The sequence below is a fragment of the Bacillus sp. PAMC26543 genome, from assembly GCF_014250375.1.
Taxonomy (GTDB): Bacteria; Bacillota; Bacilli; order Bacillales; family Bacillaceae; genus Bacillus; species Bacillus halotolerans.
This window is the reverse complement of sequence record NZ_CP060193.1, coordinates 2,386,097-2,402,670: the sequence shown is the minus strand read 5'-3', so window position 1 is coordinate 2,402,670 and position 16,574 is coordinate 2,386,097. Positions and strand designations below refer to the sequence as shown.

At 43.1% G+C, this 16,574-nt stretch carries 15 protein-coding genes; all 15 read left to right on the top strand.

What is annotated here, in order from left to right; all coding sequences use genetic code 11:
- Window positions 1–6: 6 nt before the first annotated feature.
- The 15 genes from H7F27_RS12005 (at window position 7) to ymfI (ending at window position 16,516) form a co-directional block, all read left to right on the top strand.
- Window positions 7–264 carry a YlmC/YmxH family sporulation protein gene (locus H7F27_RS12005; protein ID WP_010334291.1) on the top strand — a complete coding sequence of 86 codons (258 nt, stop codon included), beginning with the start codon at window positions 7–9 and terminating at the stop codon, window positions 262–264.
- A 191-nt stretch (window positions 265–455) separates the two neighbouring features.
- On the top strand, window positions 456–1,349 hold the full coding sequence (gene dpaA, locus H7F27_RS12000; protein WP_024121438.1) for a dipicolinic acid synthetase subunit A: 894 nt from the start codon (window positions 456–458) through the stop codon (window positions 1,347–1,349).
- Window positions 1,350–1,351: 2 nt separating this feature from the next.
- Window positions 1,352–1,954, top strand: coding sequence for a dipicolinate synthase subunit B (gene dpaB, locus H7F27_RS11995; protein WP_185847965.1), 603 nt, complete (start codon window positions 1,352–1,354; stop codon window positions 1,952–1,954).
- Window positions 1,955–2,079: 125 nt separating this feature from the next.
- Window positions 2,080–3,120, top strand: coding sequence for an aspartate-semialdehyde dehydrogenase (gene asd / locus H7F27_RS11990; protein ID WP_095713850.1), 1,041 nt, complete (start codon window positions 2,080–2,082; stop codon window positions 3,118–3,120).
- Window positions 3,121–3,211: 91 nt separating this feature from the next.
- Entirely contained in the window at window positions 3,212–4,426 is a 1,215-nt protein-coding gene (gene dapG, locus H7F27_RS11985) for an aspartate kinase (protein ID WP_024121441.1), read from the top strand.
- A gap of 30 nt (window positions 4,427–4,456) precedes the next feature.
- Complete coding sequence (gene dapA, locus H7F27_RS11980; protein WP_024121442.1) at window positions 4,457–5,329, top strand: 4-hydroxy-tetrahydrodipicolinate synthase; 873 nt, start codon at window positions 4,457–4,459, stop codon at window positions 5,327–5,329.
- Window positions 5,330–5,506: 177 nt separating this feature from the next.
- Complete coding sequence (gene rnjB, locus H7F27_RS11975; protein ID WP_101861229.1) at window positions 5,507–7,174, top strand: ribonuclease J2; 1,668 nt, start codon at window positions 5,507–5,509, stop codon at window positions 7,172–7,174.
- A gap of 115 nt (window positions 7,175–7,289) precedes the next feature.
- Complete coding sequence (tepA, locus tag H7F27_RS11970; RefSeq protein ID WP_024121443.1) at window positions 7,290–8,027, top strand: translocation-enhancing protein TepA; 738 nt, start codon at window positions 7,290–7,292, stop codon at window positions 8,025–8,027.
- Window positions 8,024–8,236, top strand: a complete 213-nt coding sequence (locus H7F27_RS11965) for a YlzJ-like family protein (RefSeq protein WP_024121444.1) — start codon at window positions 8,024–8,026, stop codon at window positions 8,234–8,236. Before tepA ends, H7F27_RS11965 begins: the two co-directional genes overlap by 4 nt.
- Before the next feature lie 129 nt (window positions 8,237–8,365).
- Window positions 8,366–10,735, top strand: a complete 2,370-nt coding sequence (gene spoIIIE / locus H7F27_RS11960; protein ID WP_185847964.1) for a DNA translocase SpoIIIE — start codon at window positions 8,366–8,368, stop codon at window positions 10,733–10,735.
- Window positions 10,736–10,868: 133 nt separating this feature from the next.
- Window positions 10,869–11,594, top strand: coding sequence for a GntR family transcriptional regulator (locus H7F27_RS11955; protein ID WP_059292764.1), 726 nt, complete (start codon window positions 10,869–10,871; stop codon window positions 11,592–11,594).
- A gap of 134 nt (window positions 11,595–11,728) precedes the next feature.
- Window positions 11,729–12,937 carry a bacillibactin exporter BcbE gene (locus tag H7F27_RS11950; protein WP_232351026.1) on the top strand — a complete coding sequence of 403 codons (1,209 nt, stop codon included), beginning with the start codon at window positions 11,729–11,731 and terminating at the stop codon, window positions 12,935–12,937.
- A gap of 238 nt (window positions 12,938–13,175) precedes the next feature.
- The gene (gene yfmF / locus H7F27_RS11945) at window positions 13,176–14,453 is read left to right on the top strand and encodes an EF-P 5-aminopentanol modification-associated protein YfmF (RefSeq protein WP_185847963.1); all 1,278 of its coding nucleotides are present in this window, start codon (window positions 13,176–13,178) and stop codon (window positions 14,451–14,453) included.
- Window positions 14,450–15,736, top strand: coding sequence for an EF-P 5-aminopentanol modification-associated protein YfmH (yfmH, locus tag H7F27_RS11940; RefSeq protein ID WP_105954257.1), 1,287 nt, complete (start codon window positions 14,450–14,452; stop codon window positions 15,734–15,736). The genes yfmF and yfmH overlap by 4 nt, the downstream gene beginning before the upstream one ends.
- A 51-nt stretch (window positions 15,737–15,787) precedes the next feature.
- Entirely contained in the window at window positions 15,788–16,516 is a 729-nt protein-coding gene (ymfI, locus tag H7F27_RS11935; RefSeq protein WP_024121450.1) for an elongation factor P 5-aminopentanone reductase, read from the top strand.
- Window positions 16,517–16,574 lie beyond the last annotated feature (58 nt).

Below are 16,574 nucleotides of genomic sequence, written 5' to 3'. Positions count from 1 at the left end.
ACAGAGATGCGGCTCAGTGAATTATCCGGGAAGGAAATTGTCGACATCAAAAGAGCTGAACGGCTGGGAGTACTGGGTCAGACCGATTTAGAAATCAATGAACAGGATGGTCAGATCACAGCGCTCCTCATTCCGACAGTCAAATGGTTTGGTTTGAGAAAACACGGTCAAGACATTCGTGTCCCCTGGAATCATATTCAAAAGATCGGATCAGATATGATCATTTTAGATGTCCCTGAGGAAATTTCTCCTCACCAAGAGTAACTATAGAAAAGGCCCAACTCTGCAGGTTATGGGCTTTCATGAAAACATCCAAACATCGGCTGAGTCTGCCGATGTTTTTTTGTGTGAAAAAAGCGTATGTTTTAATTCACCGCTATTTCCTTTTGATCATAAGATGAAGGGGAGCTTAACAGCTAGGGATCCAGTATATACAAAGAAGGTGAACGTTTAACATGTTAACCGGATTGAAAATTGCAGTTATCGGCGGTGACGCAAGACAGCTCGAAATTATTAGAAAGCTCACTGAACAGCAGACTGACATCTATCTCGTCGGTTTTGACCAATTGGATCACGGTTTTACTGGAGCTGTAAAATGTAACATTGATGAAATTCCTTATCAGCAAATAGACAGTATCATTCTTCCTGTGTCAGCGACAACAGGAGAAGGTGTCGTATCAACCGTATTTTCAAATGAAGAAGTTGTTTTAAAACAGGAGCACCTTGACCAAACGCCTGCACACTGTGTCATTTTCTCAGGGATTTCTAACGCCTATTTAGAAAACATTGCAGCTCAAGCAAATAGAAAACTTGTTAAGCTGTTTGAGCGGGATGACATTGCGATATACAATTCTATTCCGACAGTAGAAGGAACCATCATGCTGGCCATTCAGCACACAGATTATACGATACACGGATCTCAGGTGGCGGTTCTCGGGCTGGGACGCACTGGAATGACGATCGCCCGTACATTTGCCGCGCTTGGGGCGAATGTAAAGGTCGGGGCAAGAAGTTCAGCGCATCTGGCACGCATCACCGAAATGGGGCTCGTCCCGTTTCACACTGATGAACTCAAAGAGCATGTCAAAGATATAGATATTTGTATTAATACCATACCGAGCATGATTTTGAATCAAACTGTGCTTTCTCGCATGACACCGAAAACCTTAATATTGGATCTGGCTTCACGTCCCGGCGGAACCGATTTTAAATATGCTGAAAAACAAGGGATTAAGGCACTCCTTGCCCCTGGTTTGCCGGGGATTGTCGCTCCTAAAACAGCAGGGCAGATCCTCGCCAATGTCTTGAGCAAGCTTTTGGCTGAACTACATGCTGAGGAGGGGAAATAAGAATGTCGTTACTAAAAGGGAAAAGAATCGGATTTGGACTGACCGGCTCGCATTGCACATATGAAGCGGTGTTTCCGCAAATTGAGACGCTAGTCAATGAAGGAGCGGAAGTCCGGCCGATTGTCACATTTACTGTAAAATCGACTGATACACGCTTTGGAGAAGGAGCGGAATGGGTTAAAAAGATTGAAGACCTTACCGGATATGAGGCAATTGATTCAATTGTAAAGGCTGAACCCCTCGGGCCAAAGCTTCCGCTGGACTGCATGGTAATTGCGCCTTTAACCGGAAATTCGATGAGCAAGCTCGCCAACGCCATGACAGACAGCCCTGTACTGATGGCTGCAAAAGCAACAATCAGAAACAATCGGCCGGTCGTTCTCGGTATATCAACAAATGACGCTCTCGGTTTAAACGGCACAAACCTAATGAGGCTCATGTCTACCAAAAATATCTTCTTTATTCCATTTGGGCAAGACGATCCCTTCAAAAAACCGAATTCAATGGTTGCCAAAATGGATCTGCTTCCTCAAACCGTTGAAAAGGCGCTGATGCATCAGCAGCTTCAGCCGATTCTCGTTGATAATTATCAGGGAAATGACTAAATATACAGAAAATCTTTCCCAAACAAAAAATTTCGGTCATCACCCGCATATTCTATGGTAAAATAAAACGTAAAATTATAGTCAAATCAATTCAATGAAGCTGATTGGCGGAAGGAGTTTTACAGATGGGAAGAGGTTTACACGTAGCTGTTGTCGGAGCGACAGGAGCTGTAGGACAACAAATGCTTAAAACACTTGAAGACAGAAATTTTGAAATGGACACACTTACATTGCTATCTTCAAAACGCTCTGCGGGTACCCAAGTCACATTTAAAGGCCAAGAGCTGACTGTTCAGGAAGCTTCTCCTGAGAGCTTTGAAGGGGTAAATATTGCTTTGTTCAGCGCTGGCGGAAGCGTATCACAGGCATTGGCACCAGAAGCTGTAAAACGCGGCGCTATTGTTATAGATAATACAAGTGCGTTCCGTATGGACGAAAATACACCGCTTGTTGTGCCTGAAGTTAACGAGGCAGACTTGCATGAACACAACGGCATTATTGCCAACCCTAACTGCTCTACAATTCAAATGGTGGCTGCGCTGGAACCGATCCGCAAAGCTTACGGCTTAAACAAAGTTATCGTATCAACTTACCAAGCGGTATCAGGAGCGGGAAATGAAGCTGTAAAAGAGCTGTACAGCCAAACAGAGGCGATTTTGAACAACGAAGAAATCAAACCAGAGATTATGCCTGTAAAAGGGGATAAAAAACACTATCAAATCGCTTTCAATGCGATTCCGCAAATTGATAAATTCCAAGATAACGGCTATACGTTTGAGGAAATGAAAATGATAAATGAAACAAAAAAAATCATGCACATGCCTGAGCTTCAAGTAGCGGCTACATGTGTGAGACTTCCGATTGAAACCGGCCATTCAGAGTCCGTTTACATCGAGGTAGACCGAGATGGCGCTACTGTGGAAGATATTAAAAACCTATTAAAAGAAGCTCCTGGCATTACACTTCAGGACGACCCGAGCCAGCAGCTTTATCCGATGCCTGCCGATGCAGTCGGCAAAAACGATGTGTTTGTAGGCCGCATCCGCAAAGACTTGGACAGAGCAAACGGTTTTCATTTATGGGTAGTTTCTGATAACCTATTAAAAGGCGCGGCATGGAACTCTGTTCAAATTGCAGAAAGCCTGAAAAAACTAAACCTCGTATAAAAGAAAGAATTTCCCAAAGACGAATAGAAGAGAGTAAGGCGCAAATAGCCTGCTCTCTTCTGTTACGTCCGAATAATTTGGAGTGAAAACAGTGAAGATAATTGTTCAGAAGTTTGGCGGGACATCTGTAAAAGATGACAAAGGCCGTAAACTGGCTTTAGAGCACATTAAAGAAGCAATCAGTGAAGGATATAAGGTTGTCGTTGTCGTTTCCGCGATGGGCCGGAAGGGTGATCCGTACGCAACAGACTCTCTGTTGGGACTGCTTTACGGCGACCAGTCTGCGATTTCCCCGAGAGAGCAGGATCTGCTTTTATCATGCGGAGAGACGATTTCTTCTGTCGTCTTTACGAGCATGCTGCTGGATAACGGTGTAAAAGCATCTGCGCTGACAGGGGCTCAGGCTGGGTTCTTAACGAATGATCAGCATACAAATGCGAAAATCCTTGAAATGAAACCGGAGCGTTTATTCAGTGTGCTTGCGAATCATGACGCAGTAGTCGTCGCAGGATTCCAAGGCGCTACTGAAAAGGGCGATACAACAACGATCGGAAGAGGGGGCAGCGATACGTCTGCAGCTGCACTTGGGGCGGCAATTGACGCTGAATACATCGATATTTTCACAGATGTTGAAGGTGTGATGACTGCTGATCCGAGAGTAGTGGAAAACGCGAAACCGCTTCCTGTGGTAACATATACAGAAATCTGCAACCTGGCGTACCAGGGAGCGAAAGTGATTCATCCGCGAGCTGTGGAGATTGCGATGCAGGCTAAGGTTCCGATTCGCGTCCGCTCAACATATTCCAAAGATAAAGGCACATTGGTGACATCACATCATTCTTCCAATGTCGGCAGTGATGTTTTTGAACGGCTGATTACCGGAATTGCCCATGTCAAAGATGTCACACAGTTCAAAGTGCCTTCAAAAATCGGTCAGTATAACGTTCAGACTGAAGTTTTTAAAGCGATGGCGAGTGCAGGAATCAGCGTTGATTTCTTTAACATTACACCTAGTGAAATCGTTTATACGGTGGCTGGGAACAAGACGGAAACAGCTCAGCGCATCTTAATGGATATGGGTTATGACCCGATGGTGACGAAAAACTGTGCAAAAGTTTCGGCGGTCGGTGCCGGTATCATGGGCGTCCCGGGTGTAACGTCTAAAATTGTGACAGCTCTATCAGAAAAAGAGATTCCTATTCTGCAGTCGGCGGACAGCCACACGACCATCTGGGTGCTTGTCCATGAAGAGGACATGGTTCCTGCTGTAAACGCTTTGCATGAAGTGTTTGAACTTTCTAAGTAAATGTGATTGAATCATGATGAGGTGAAAAAAATGAATTTCGGAAATGTGTCTACAGCTATGATTACACCTTTTGACAATAAAGGGAATGTAGACTTTCAAAAATTGTCTACACTGATTGATTACTTGTTGAAAAACGGAACAGATTCTTTAGTAGTAGCGGGAACAACAGGAGAATCACCAACCCTTTCAACAGAAGAAAAAATAGCACTATTTGAATATACGGTCAAAGAAGTGAACGGCCGGGTGCCTGTCATTGCGGGTACTGGCAGCAACAATACGAAAGATTCCATTAAGCTGACCAAAAAAGCTGAGGAAGCAGGCGTAGATGCGGTGATGCTTGTTACGCCGTATTATAATAAACCTTCACAAGAAGGAATGTATCAGCATTTTAAAGCTGTTGCTTCTGAAACATCTCTTCCGGTTATGCTGTACAATGTGCCGGGGCGCACCGTTGCTTCTCTTGCTCCTGAGACGACAATCCGGTTGGCGGCAGATATTCCGAATGTTGTTGCGATTAAAGAAGCGAGCGGAGATCTCGAAGCGATTACAAAAATTGTTGCGGAAACGCCTGAAGATTTCTCCGTTTATTCTGGGGATGACGCCTTGACGCTTCCTGTTCTGTCAGTAGGAGGAAGAGGTGTCGTTTCAGTCGCAAGCCATATAGTAGGCTCTGATATGCAGCAAATGATCAAAAATTATACAAATGGGCAAACAGCTAACGCGGCACTGATTCACCAGAAACTGCTGCCGATTATGAAGGAACTGTTTAAAGCGCCTAACCCGGCTCCTGTGAAAACAGCTCTTCAGCTGAAAGGCCTTGATGTCGGTTCAGTGCGTCTTCCTCTCATCCCATTAAACGAAGATGAACGTCTGAGCTTAAGCAGCGCGATCAGCGAACTGTAAGAAAAATTTCATACAGTGAAACAAACGCGGTCATTCTCATTCCACCTGAGTTTGACCGTTTCTTATACATATTGGTTTTCCCTAAACCTTCTGCTTTATCTTGTTTTCTAAATTTACTTTCAGTTATAATAGGAACAAGTGATGATGGACGGGTATGAGACTAGGAGGATATAGATTTTGAAAAAGAAAAATACAGAAAACGTTAGAATTATCGCCCTTGGCGGTGTCGGAGAAATTGGGAAGAACCTTTATGTCATCGAAATTGATTCAGACATATTTGTCGTTGATGCCGGCCTTATGCATCCAGAAAACGAAATGCTCGGTATTGATGTGGTGATTCCTGACATATCATATTTGATTGAACGATCTGACCGCGTTAAGGCTATCTTTTTAACACATGGGCATGATGAGAATATCGGCGGCGTTTTTTACTTATTAAACAAGCTTTCTGTTCCTGTATACGGAACAAAGCTAACGCTTGCACTATTAAGAGAAAAATTAAAACAATACGGACATAACCGAAAAGCTGATTTAAGAGAAATTCACTCAAAATCTGTCATTACATTTGAATCAACAAAGGTATCATTCTTTAATACGATCCACAGTATCCCTGATTCAGTAGGCGTCAGTTTAAAAACATCACTTGGATCTATTGTATGCACGGGAGACTTCAAATTTGACCAAACACCCGCACTTAATCAATCGTGCGACATTGGCGAGATTGCCAAAATCGGCAACAGCGGCGTACTTGCTCTGCTTTCTGACAGTGCTAATGCAGAACGTCCGGGTTACACCCCTTCGGAAGCTGCTGTCAGCGGAGAGATTTCGGACGCACTGTACAATTCAGAGAACCGGGTAATCATTGCGGTTTTCGCATCCAATATTAACCGAATTCAGCAAGTCATTCATGCAGCGGCTCAAAATGGCAGAAAGATTGCCATTGCCGGAAAAAACCTTCAATCGATCCTTCAGCTTGCAAGAAAGCTTGGATATATTGAAGCAGATGATGAACTGTTTATTTCAATTCAGGACGTCAAAAAATATCCGAAGCGCGAAGTAGCGATTGTAACTGCCGGCAGCCATGGTGAACCATTGGCAGCTCTGACAAGAATGGCAAACAAAGCTCACAAGCAGCTGAATATCGAAGAAGGGGATACAGTTGTCATTGCATCCACTCCGATCCCTGGGCAGGAACTTATTTATTCTAAAACAGTTGATTTGCTTGCCAGAGCCGGCGCACAAGTCATTTTTGCCCAAAAGCGTGTGCATGTATCTGGACACGGCTCACAGGAAGAGTTAAAGCTGATGATCAATCTGCTTAAACCAAAATATTTAATTCCTGTAAACGGCGAATACAGAATGCAAAAGGCTCATTCGAAAATCGCTGAAGATATCGGCATGAAGCGCAGTGATATCTTCTTAATTGAAAAAGGAGACGTTGTCGAGTTTCGCGGCCAAAACGTAAAGATCGGTGATAAAGTGCCATACGGCAATATTTTAATCGACGGTTTAGGTGTAGGCGACATCGGAAATATTGTGCTGAGAGACCGCCGCTTACTTTCACAAGACGGCATACTGATTGTTGTCATTACACTTGATAAACAAAAGAAACATCTTGTATCAGGTCCTGAGATTATCACACGCGGTTTTGTTTATGTAAGAGAGTCTGAAGGCCTTATCGTACAGGCTACGGAGCTTGTACGCTCTATCGTGACAGAAGCAACTGAAACATCAAACGTTGAATGGTCAACACTTAAGCAGGCAATGCGAGATGCTTTGAACCAATTCCTATATGAAAAAACAAAACGTAAACCGATGATCATCCCAATTATTATGGAAGTCTAATGTAAACGTAAGACCGGACCTGTTCCGGTCTTTATTTTTTTGCCTGTTAAGCCGGGATTGAATTGAAGATCTTTGTTCATAATACAAAGAGAAACTCGGAAAGGGTGAAAGCGAAATGGATCATCGTATGGAAAATACAGAAGAAGAACGTCCCGAAAAAAATGATGCGAAAGACAGCATTATGAATAAAATACAGCAGCTAGGGGAAACGACACTTCCGCAGCTGCCGCAAGATACAAATATCCATTGTCTGACCATTATCGGACAAATAGAAGGCCATGTTCAGCTGCCTCCGCAAAACAAAACAACAAAATATGAACATGTAATCCCGCAAATCGTTGCCATTGAGCAGAATCCAAAAATTGAAGGTTTACTTATTATATTAAATACAGTCGGCGGAGATGTGGAAGCGGGTCTTGCAATTGCTGAAATGCTCGCATCTTTGTCAAAACCAACCGTCTCCATCGTACTTGGCGGAGGACATTCCATCGGTGTACCAATTGCGGTATCTTGTGATTACAGCTATATCGCTGAAACAGCTACCATGACGATTCATCCCGTTCGTCTGACGGGACTGGTGATCGGCGTGCCTCAAACCTTTGAGTACTTGGATAAGATGCAAGAAAGAGTCGTTAAATTTGTAACAAGCCATTCAAATGTAGATGAAGATAAGTTTAAAGAGCTGATGTTTTCAAAAGGAAACTTAACACGCGATATTGGAACAAATGTCGTCGGCAAGGATGCCGTCGAGTATGGACTGATTGATCACGTCGGCGGAGTCGGACAAGCGATTCATAAATTAAATGAGCTGATCGAGGAAGCGAGAGAAGAAGAAGGACGGATGATTCAATGATTTTGTATACCACGATGCCGCAGGAAATTGTTTTCGCGGAACAGAACCAACAGCCAAGTGCACATGAGCAAATTGAGTATAGAGGTGTTCCGCTTCTTGTCGAGATGAAAGGCAATGAAGCAGAGGTTATTCAAGTCATGAGTACTAATCCTATGCACTTTCTGCATCCGGATATTTCTCCGGGACAAAAGCTAAAATTAAACGTATAAGATTCCGGCCCTTTTTTAAGGGCAAAATATGCTATAATAGGGGAATCCTACAGAAAAACGCAGCCAGTAAACGGCTGCTTTCTTCATTATGTATGAACTTACATTTTTTAACGCAGTAAGGTGATGAGTGTGGCAAAGAAAAAAAGAAAATCGAGAAAAAAACAGGCAAAACAGCTCAACATAAAATTTGAATTAAACGGATTGCTGTGCATTGCTATCTCAATTATCGCCATTTTACAGCTTGGTGTAGTGGGACAAACCTTTATCTACTTGTTCCGTTTTTTCGCTGGTGAGTGGTTTATTTTATGCTTGTTAGGCTTATTCGTTTTAGGGGTTTCACTATTTTGGAAGAAAAAAACGCCGAGTCTTTTAACGAGACGAAAGGCGGGGCTGTACTGCATCATTGCAAGCATATTGCTGCTTTCTCATGTGCAGCTGTTTAAAAATTTGACGAACAGAGGATCTATTGAGTCTGCCAGCGTGATCCGCAATACATGGGAATTATTTTTAATGGACATGAATGGGAGCTCTGCTTCACCTGATTTAGGCGGGGGAATGATAGGGGCGCTTCTGTTTGCGGCTTCACACTTTTTGTTTGCATCAACTGGTTCTCAAATTATGGCGATTGTAATGATTTTGATCGGAATGATTCTGGTCACGGGGCGTTCTCTTCAAGAAACGCTGAAAAAGTGGATGAGCCCGATCGGCCGTTTCATCAAAGAACAATGGTTTGCTTTTATTGATGATATGAAATCAGTCAAAACAAATATGAAATCATCGAAAAAAGCGAAAGCCAATACCAGTAAAAAACAAAAGCCGGCGCGCAAAAAACAGCAAATGGAGCCAGAGCCCGCTGCTGAAGAAGAGGAGCAGGAAATGGTATCGCCTCTCATTCATTCAGAGCCGATTATCTCAAGCTTTTCAGACCGGAATGAAACGGAAGAGCCTCCGGCAGCTGCGGTAAAACGAATTGAGCCGGCGACAGAACCGCTTCAGGAAAAACAGTCCGAGGCTGAGCATAATGAAACGGCTGCTGCTCCGCCAATGACCTTTACAGAACTTGAAAATAAAGATTATCAGATGCCGTCATTAGATTTATTAGCTGATCCGAAGCATACCGGCCAGCAGGCTGATAAAAAAAATATTTATGAAAATGCCAGAAAGCTTGAACGCACCTTCCAAAGCTTCGGCGTAAAGGCGAAAGTGACACAGGTTCATCTTGGACCGGCTGTCACGAAATATGAAGTGTATCCGGATGTAGGAGTGAAGGTAAGCAAAATAGTCAACCTAAGTGACGATTTAGCGCTGGCGTTAGCTGCAAAAGACATCAGGATTGAGGCGCCTATTCCAGGTAAATCTGCCATCGGAATAGAAGTTCCAAACGCGGAAGTGGCTATGGTATCGCTGAAGGAAGTGCTTGAATCAAAACTTAATGACAGACCTGATGCAAAACTGTTAATCGGACTTGGCCGTAATATTTCGGGTGAAGCTGTGCTTGCTGAATTAAACAAAATGCCTCATTTGCTTGTCGCAGGCGCGACCGGAAGCGGAAAAAGTGTCTGTGTCAACGGCATTATTACAAGTATTCTGATGCGCGCTAAACCGCATGAAGTGAAAATGATGATGATTGACCCAAAAATGGTTGAACTGAATGTGTACAATGGGATTCCGCATTTGCTTGCTCCGGTGGTAACTGACCCGAAAAAAGCATCACAAGCTTTGAAAAAGGTTGTCAATGAAATGGAACGTCGGTACGAATTGTTTTCTCATACAGGAACAAGAAATATTGAAGGGTACAATGATTATATAAAACGCTCCAATAATGAGGGAGAGGCAAAACAGCCAGAGCTGCCGTATATCGTGGTCATTGTGGACGAGCTAGCTGATCTCATGATGGTAGCTTCATCTGATGTAGAAGACTCGATTACGAGATTGTCCCAAATGGCACGGGCTGCCGGCATCCATCTTATTATTGCGACACAGCGTCCGTCAGTTGACGTCATTACAGGGGTCATCAAGGCAAATATTCCGTCACGAATCGCATTCAGTGTCTCTTCACAGACGGACTCAAGGACCATTCTGGATATGGGGGGCGCTGAGAAGCTTTTAGGACGAGGAGATATGCTGTTTTTACCTGTCGGGGCTAATAAACCTGTCCGTGTACAAGGTGCATTTTTGTCAGACGAAGAAGTGGAGCAGGTCGTGGATCATGTCATTACGCAGCAAAAAGCTCAATATCAGGAAGAAATGATTCCTGAGGAAACAACGGAAACCCATACTGAGGTTACCGATGACCTTTATGATGAAGCCGTCGAATTAATCGTCGGCATGCAGACTGCATCCGTATCGATGCTGCAAAGAAGGTTCAGAATCGGGTATACGAGAGCGGCACGCCTGATTGATGCAATGGAAGAACGCGGCGTAGTTGGCCCGTATGAAGGCAGCAAACCAAGGGAAGTCTTAATATCAAAAGAAAAACATGATGAGCTCTCTTCTTAAATGAAGGGAGTTCAGTAACAATAATAACATTATGTAAACTGTACACCTTTTTATTTATTTTTTCGACAAAACATGATATAGTTGTCCCAATTGTTCAATAATTTTTATCGAAAGTGGTTTACGGAGGGGAAACATGTCTACAAAAGCTGATAATCGGCACTTGTATTTAAAAGTGATTGAACGAATAAAAGAGGATATTAAAAATGGAATCTACACTGAGAAAGAAAAGCTCCCTTCTGAATTTGAGCTTTCCAAAAAGCTTGGTGTCAGCCGGGCGACTTTGCGTGAAGCACTGCGGATATTGGAAGAAGAGCATGTGATTATCAGAAGGCATGGTGTAGGAACTTTTGTCCATTCTAAGCCGTTATTTCTTTCGGGCATTGAACAGCTGAACAGTGTAACCAAGATGATTGAACAGGCTAATATGATTCCAGGAACGATTTTTCTTTCATCTCAAGTGCTTATGCCGTCTGATGATGATATCAAGAGATTTCATCTGACATCAGGTCAGGAAGTTTTTTATCTTGAACGTGTCAGAACGGCAAACGGGCAGCCGATTGTGTATTGTATTGACAAAATTCCGATGGATATATTGCCGGATTCTTTTTCTCACCAGCAAGAGTCTATGTTTGACCTGCTTGAGAAAAATTCAGGCTCTGTGATCAGCTACGCTGTAACTGATATTGAGCCGATCGGCTATCATGATACGATTTCTCCTGTGCTGGAATGCGATCCGGAAACAGCTCTTTTGCTGTTAAAACAAACGCATTACGATCAGCATGATAAACCGGTGCTTTATTCATTAAATTATTTCAGAGCCGACAAATTCAGATTCCATGTTTTGCGTAAACGATTCTAAAACAGACGCCTGTGATGTGTCTGTTTTTTTATTTGTCTGGTTTATGTTTCTTTGTACATACTTTTACTGCGGTTAACGCAAGATATAAAGGATGACAAAGTGAATGGGTGAAAATGTTGAAAGAAAAAATAGGAATGAAAAATATTATTGCTCTGGCTTCCGTACCGCTTGTTATGACATTAGGGAACTCCATGCTGATTCCCGTGCTTCCGATGATGGAGAAAAAGCTGTCGGTCAGTTCATTTCAAGTGTCATTAATTATCACTGTATATTCGGTGGTAGCAATCATTTGCATTCCGATCGCCGGGTACCTGTCGGATAGATTTGGCAGAAAAAAAGTACTGCTCCCATGCCTTCTTATTGCGGGAATAGGGGGAGCTGTGGCTGCTTTTGCTTCAACATATATAGACAATCCTTACGCTATGATCTTGGCCGGACGGGTTCTTCAAGGCATCGGATCAGCGGGTGCAGCTCCCATCGTCATGCCGTTTATCGGCGATCTGTTTAAGGGGGATGATGAAAAGGTCAGTGCCGGTCTTGGCGATATTGAGACCGCTAACACCTCCGGAAAAGTGCTGAGTCCCATACTGGGCGCCTTACTTGCCTCCTGGTACTGGTTCGTCCCGTTTTGGTTTATTCCGTTTTTCTGTTTGATCAGCTTTTTGCTCGTATTGTTTCTGGTCGAGAAGCCTGAAGAAGATGAGGATGCACCTACAATTTCAGAGTTCCTCAAGAATGTGCGGAAAATCTTTAAACAGGATGGACGCTGGCTCTACACAGTTTTTATTATTGGGTGCGTCATTATGTTTTTATTATTTGGCGTATTATTTTACTTATCAGATACGCTAGAGAATAAATATACAATTGACGGAGTGGCCAAAGGCGGGCTGCTGGCGATACCTCTTTTATTCCTGTCCAGCAGTTCTTTTATAGCGGGTAAAAAGATCGGCAAAGATAAGGCAAGAATGAAATTTTGCGTCGTTACAGGGATGATTATGTTAAGCCTGTCTTTTATCGGCTTGTGGTGGAACCACAGTTTTTATTTTTTATTTATCTTTTTGAGTTTTGGGGGAATTGGAATCGGAATGGCGCTTCCTGCTTTAGATGCGCTGATAACAGAAGGGATTGAGAGTGAGGAATGCGGAACTATTTCCTCATTTTATAATAGTATGCGCTTTATTGGAGTAGCTCTCGGGCCGCCTGTGTTTGCGGCATTGATGTCTAATGCAAGCTGGCTTATTTTCATTCTTTCCGCGTTTTGCGGGATTATTTCCTTATTTCTGGTGCTCTTTAATGTAGATGCTAAAAAAAGTGAAGAAGAAAAAAACTTAGGGACGGTTTGACACACCGTCTTTTTTTTGCTGAGAAAAATAGCGAATCTCGGCAGAAAACTTGTGATTAAGAGGCATCAAGCAGGAAGCTCTTTTTTATTTCCAATAGCGGACGAACAATTAATACGTAAGAGGTTATTGTTTCCTTATAAATCCTACAGTTGCTATAATTACATGAAAGAGTGTTTCTGCGAATGCTGAAATTTGGTCATAATACATACTAATAAGAAATGAACGAAGGAGGTTTCACATGTCATATGTCAATGAAGTCAAAACAAAGCACGGCGGTTTAACCGCACATATTGTAGAAACAGAAAAATTTAAAACCGTCTCGCTTATCTTTAAAATGCTGGCGCCCTTAACAAAGGAGCAAGTTACGAAAAGAGCGCTGTTCCCGCATGTGCTGCTTCGCGGAACAGAAAGCCGTCCGAAAACTGCAGATTTACGTTCTTATCTGGATGAACTGTACGGCACGTCTGTTTCGGCTGATCTCTCGAAAAAAGGTGAACAGCATGTGATTACATTTAGGCTTGAAATTCCGAATGAAAAATATTTAAAAGATCAGACGCCTCTCCTTGAAAAAGGGCTGCAGCTTCTCGCAGAAATCGTCTTTTCACCTGCTTTAGAAGCAGGCGTTTTTCAATCGCAATATGTGGATCAAGAAAAACGAACGCTGAAGCAGAGAATTCAAGCGGTTTATGATGATAAAATGCGTTACTCTAATCTAAGGCTTATACAGGAAATGTGTAAAAATGAACCTTACTCGCTGCACGTTAATGGAGAGATCGACGATGTTGATGCCATTACGGCCGATCAATTATATGAAACATACCGACACGCGATCCAAAAAGACCAGCTTGATTTATATGTCGTCGGCGATGTTGACAGGAAACAAGTGCAAGCTGCTATTGATCAATATTTTCACACAGAGGAACGCGCTCTGGAAACATTTGTGAACAATCATGCTGAACAACCTGAGCCCAAAGAAGTCATTGATGAAGAAGACGTCAAACAAGGCAAGCTGAATATTGGCTATCGGACCAATATTACTTTTACGGATCAGGATTATTCAGCTTTACAAGTTTTTAACGGAATGTTCGGCGGCTTTTCTCATTCCAAGCTTTTCATTAATGTTCGGGAAAAAGCCAGTCTCGCTTATTACGCAGCCTCGCGTATCGATAGCTTTAAAGGTTTATTAATGGTGATGTCAGGAATTGAAGTGAAAAACTACAAACAAGCCGTCTCTATTATTGCCGAGCAATTTCAGGCTATGAAAAACGGGGAGTTCAGTGAGCAAGACATCTCACAGACGAAAGCCATGATTCAGAATCAGGTGCTGGAAACAATTGATACTGCGTACGGTTTATCTGAATTTCTATATCAGCAGGCCGCTGCCCAAGTCGATATTCCGATCGAAGATTTCCTTGCCAATATTGAGCGGGTGACAAAAGAGGATATCATTAAAGTCGGCGAAAAGATTCAGCTTGATACGACTTATTTCTTAAAAGGGACGGAGGGTGCATCTTGATAAAACCAATCGAATTTGAACAGCTTCAGGAGACGCTGTACCATGAAAAAATGTCAAACGGCCTGGACGTATACGTTTTGCCGAAAAAAGGCTTCAACAAGACGTATGCGGTATTCACAACAAAGTACGGGTCTATAGATAATCAGTTTGTCCCTCTTGGAAAAGACGAGATGGTTCAGGTTCCGGACGGGATTGCCCATTTTCTTGAACATAAGCTGTTTGAAAAAGCTGATGGAGATGTTTTTCAAGATTTCAGTAAACAGGGCGCCTCTGCCAATGCGTTCACGTCATTTACAAGAACAGCTTATCTTTTCTCAAGCACGTCAAATGTGGAACGCAATTTGGAGACATTGATTGATTTTGTGCAGGACCCTTATTTTACAGAAAAAACGGTGGAAAAGGAAAAAGGGATTATCGGCCAGGAAATTAACATGTATGATGATAACCCTGACTGGAGGCTTTACTTCGGGGTGATTGAAAACATGTACAAAGATCATCCTGTCAAAATAGACATAGCCGGGACGGTAGAAAGTATATCCCATATCACAAAGGACCTTCTTTACGAATGCTATGAGACGTTTTATCATCCGAGCAATATGCTCCTCTTTATAGTCGGCCCTGTTGATCCTGAAGCGATCATTTCTCAGGTAAGAGAAAATCAGGAAAGAAAACCGTATACAGATCAGCCGGAAATTAAACGGGAAGAAGTAAAAGAGCAAGAAGCTGTTTTCCGGAAAGAAAAAGAAATTAAAATGAATGTTCAGGGACCGAAATGTCTCGTCGGACTGAAATCAAAGCATCCGTATAAATTAGGGAAAGAGCTGCTCAAGCATGAACTTGCAATGAACCTATTGCTTGAATCTTTGTTCGGCAAAAGCTCTGCCCAATATGAGTCCCTTTATGAAAAAGGGTATATAGATGAAACGTTCAGCTTTGATTTTACGGCTGAATATGGGTTCGGTTTTGCGGCCATTGGCGGGGACACGCCTGAACCGGATAAATTGGCTGAAGACATTTCAGGCAATCTGCTTCGTGCCGGTGAAATCATCACCGCTGAGAAGATTGAACTTGCCAGAAAGAAAAAAATCGGGTCATTTTTAAAGGCATTAAACTCACCTGAATACATCGCTAACCAATTCACTCGCTATGCATTTTTGGAGATGAGCCTGTTTGATATCGTAACTGTTCTCGAGCAGATCACCCTTGAGGATGTGCAGCAAATCATACAAGAGGAAATTGCTGAGGACAGACTGACTGTCTGCAAAGTGGTTCCTAAATCTTAACATGCATCCCTCCAAGTGAGGGGTGTTTTTCTGCGGAAAGAAGGAAAGAGGATGAAAAAAACAGCATTAGTCACCGGGGCGAGCGGCGGTATCGGCAAAAGCATAAGTGAATCGCTTGCAGCAGAGGGGTATGATCTGCTTTTGCACTACAATCAGAATGAAAGCGCGGCTGCAGAGCTTGCTGAAAAACTGAAACGGTCATTTGGCATATATGCTGATATTTTGCAAGGAGATCTCTCCACTCCCACTGGCGCTGATGAACTAACAAAATCAATTGTTCAGCCGGTTGATGCGATCGTTTTAAACAGCGGCAGAAGCCATTTTGGACTGATTACTGATGTAGATAATGCTACGGTACAGGAAATGGTTCAGCTGCATGTGGCAAGTCCTTACATGCTGACGAGAAACCTTCTTCCAGGCATGATCCGTAACAAATCGGGAGCGATCGTGGCAGTCAGCTCTATTTGGGGAGAGACTGGCGCATCGTGTGAGGTGCTGTACAGCATGGCAAAGGGAGCGCAGCACTCGTTTGTAAAAGGACTGGCTAAGGAGCTGGCCCCAAGCGGTATCAGGGTCAACGCAGTAGCGCCGGGTGCTGTAGATACAAACATGATGAATCAATTCAATCCGGATGAATTAGAAGAGATCGCTGATGAAATCCCGATCGGCAGGCTTGCACAGCCGAAAGAAGTTGCCGAGGCGGCAGCATTTCTCCTGTCTGAAAAAGCTTCCTATATTACTGGACAGATTCTGTCAGTTAACGGCGGCTGGCACTGCTGAAGCAAAATAAAATGTGTATAGTTTCTTTTAAGAAGGACAAAATAATTTTGTAACTTCA

Excerpts from the sequence above, each read along its gene's own strand:
- H7F27_RS12005 (WP_010334291.1), top strand. The coding sequence starts at position 7 with ATGCGGCTCAGTGAATTATCCGGGAAGGAAATTGTCGACATCAAAAGA.
- dpaA (WP_024121438.1), top strand. The coding sequence starts at position 456 with ATGTTAACCGGATTGAAAATTGCAGTTATCGGCGGTGACGCAAGACAG.
- dpaB (WP_185847965.1), top strand. The coding sequence starts at position 1,352 with ATGTCGTTACTAAAAGGGAAAAGAATCGGATTTGGACTGACCGGCTCG.
- asd (WP_095713850.1), top strand. The coding sequence starts at position 2,080 with ATGGGAAGAGGTTTACACGTAGCTGTTGTCGGAGCGACAGGAGCTGTA.
- dapA (WP_024121442.1), top strand. The coding sequence starts at position 4,457 with ATGAATTTCGGAAATGTGTCTACAGCTATGATTACACCTTTTGACAAT.
- tepA (WP_024121443.1), top strand. The coding sequence starts at position 7,290 with ATGGATCATCGTATGGAAAATACAGAAGAAGAACGTCCCGAAAAAAAT.
- H7F27_RS11965 (WP_024121444.1), top strand. The coding sequence starts at position 8,024 with ATGATTTTGTATACCACGATGCCGCAGGAAATTGTTTTCGCGGAACAG.
- H7F27_RS11955 (WP_059292764.1), top strand. The coding sequence starts at position 10,869 with ATGTCTACAAAAGCTGATAATCGGCACTTGTATTTAAAAGTGATTGAA.
- H7F27_RS11950 (WP_232351026.1), top strand. The coding sequence starts at position 11,729 with ATGAAAAATATTATTGCTCTGGCTTCCGTACCGCTTGTTATGACATTA.
- yfmF (WP_185847963.1), top strand. The coding sequence starts at position 13,176 with ATGTCATATGTCAATGAAGTCAAAACAAAGCACGGCGGTTTAACCGCA.
- ymfI (WP_024121450.1), top strand. The coding sequence starts at position 15,788 with ATGAAAAAAACAGCATTAGTCACCGGGGCGAGCGGCGGTATCGGCAAA.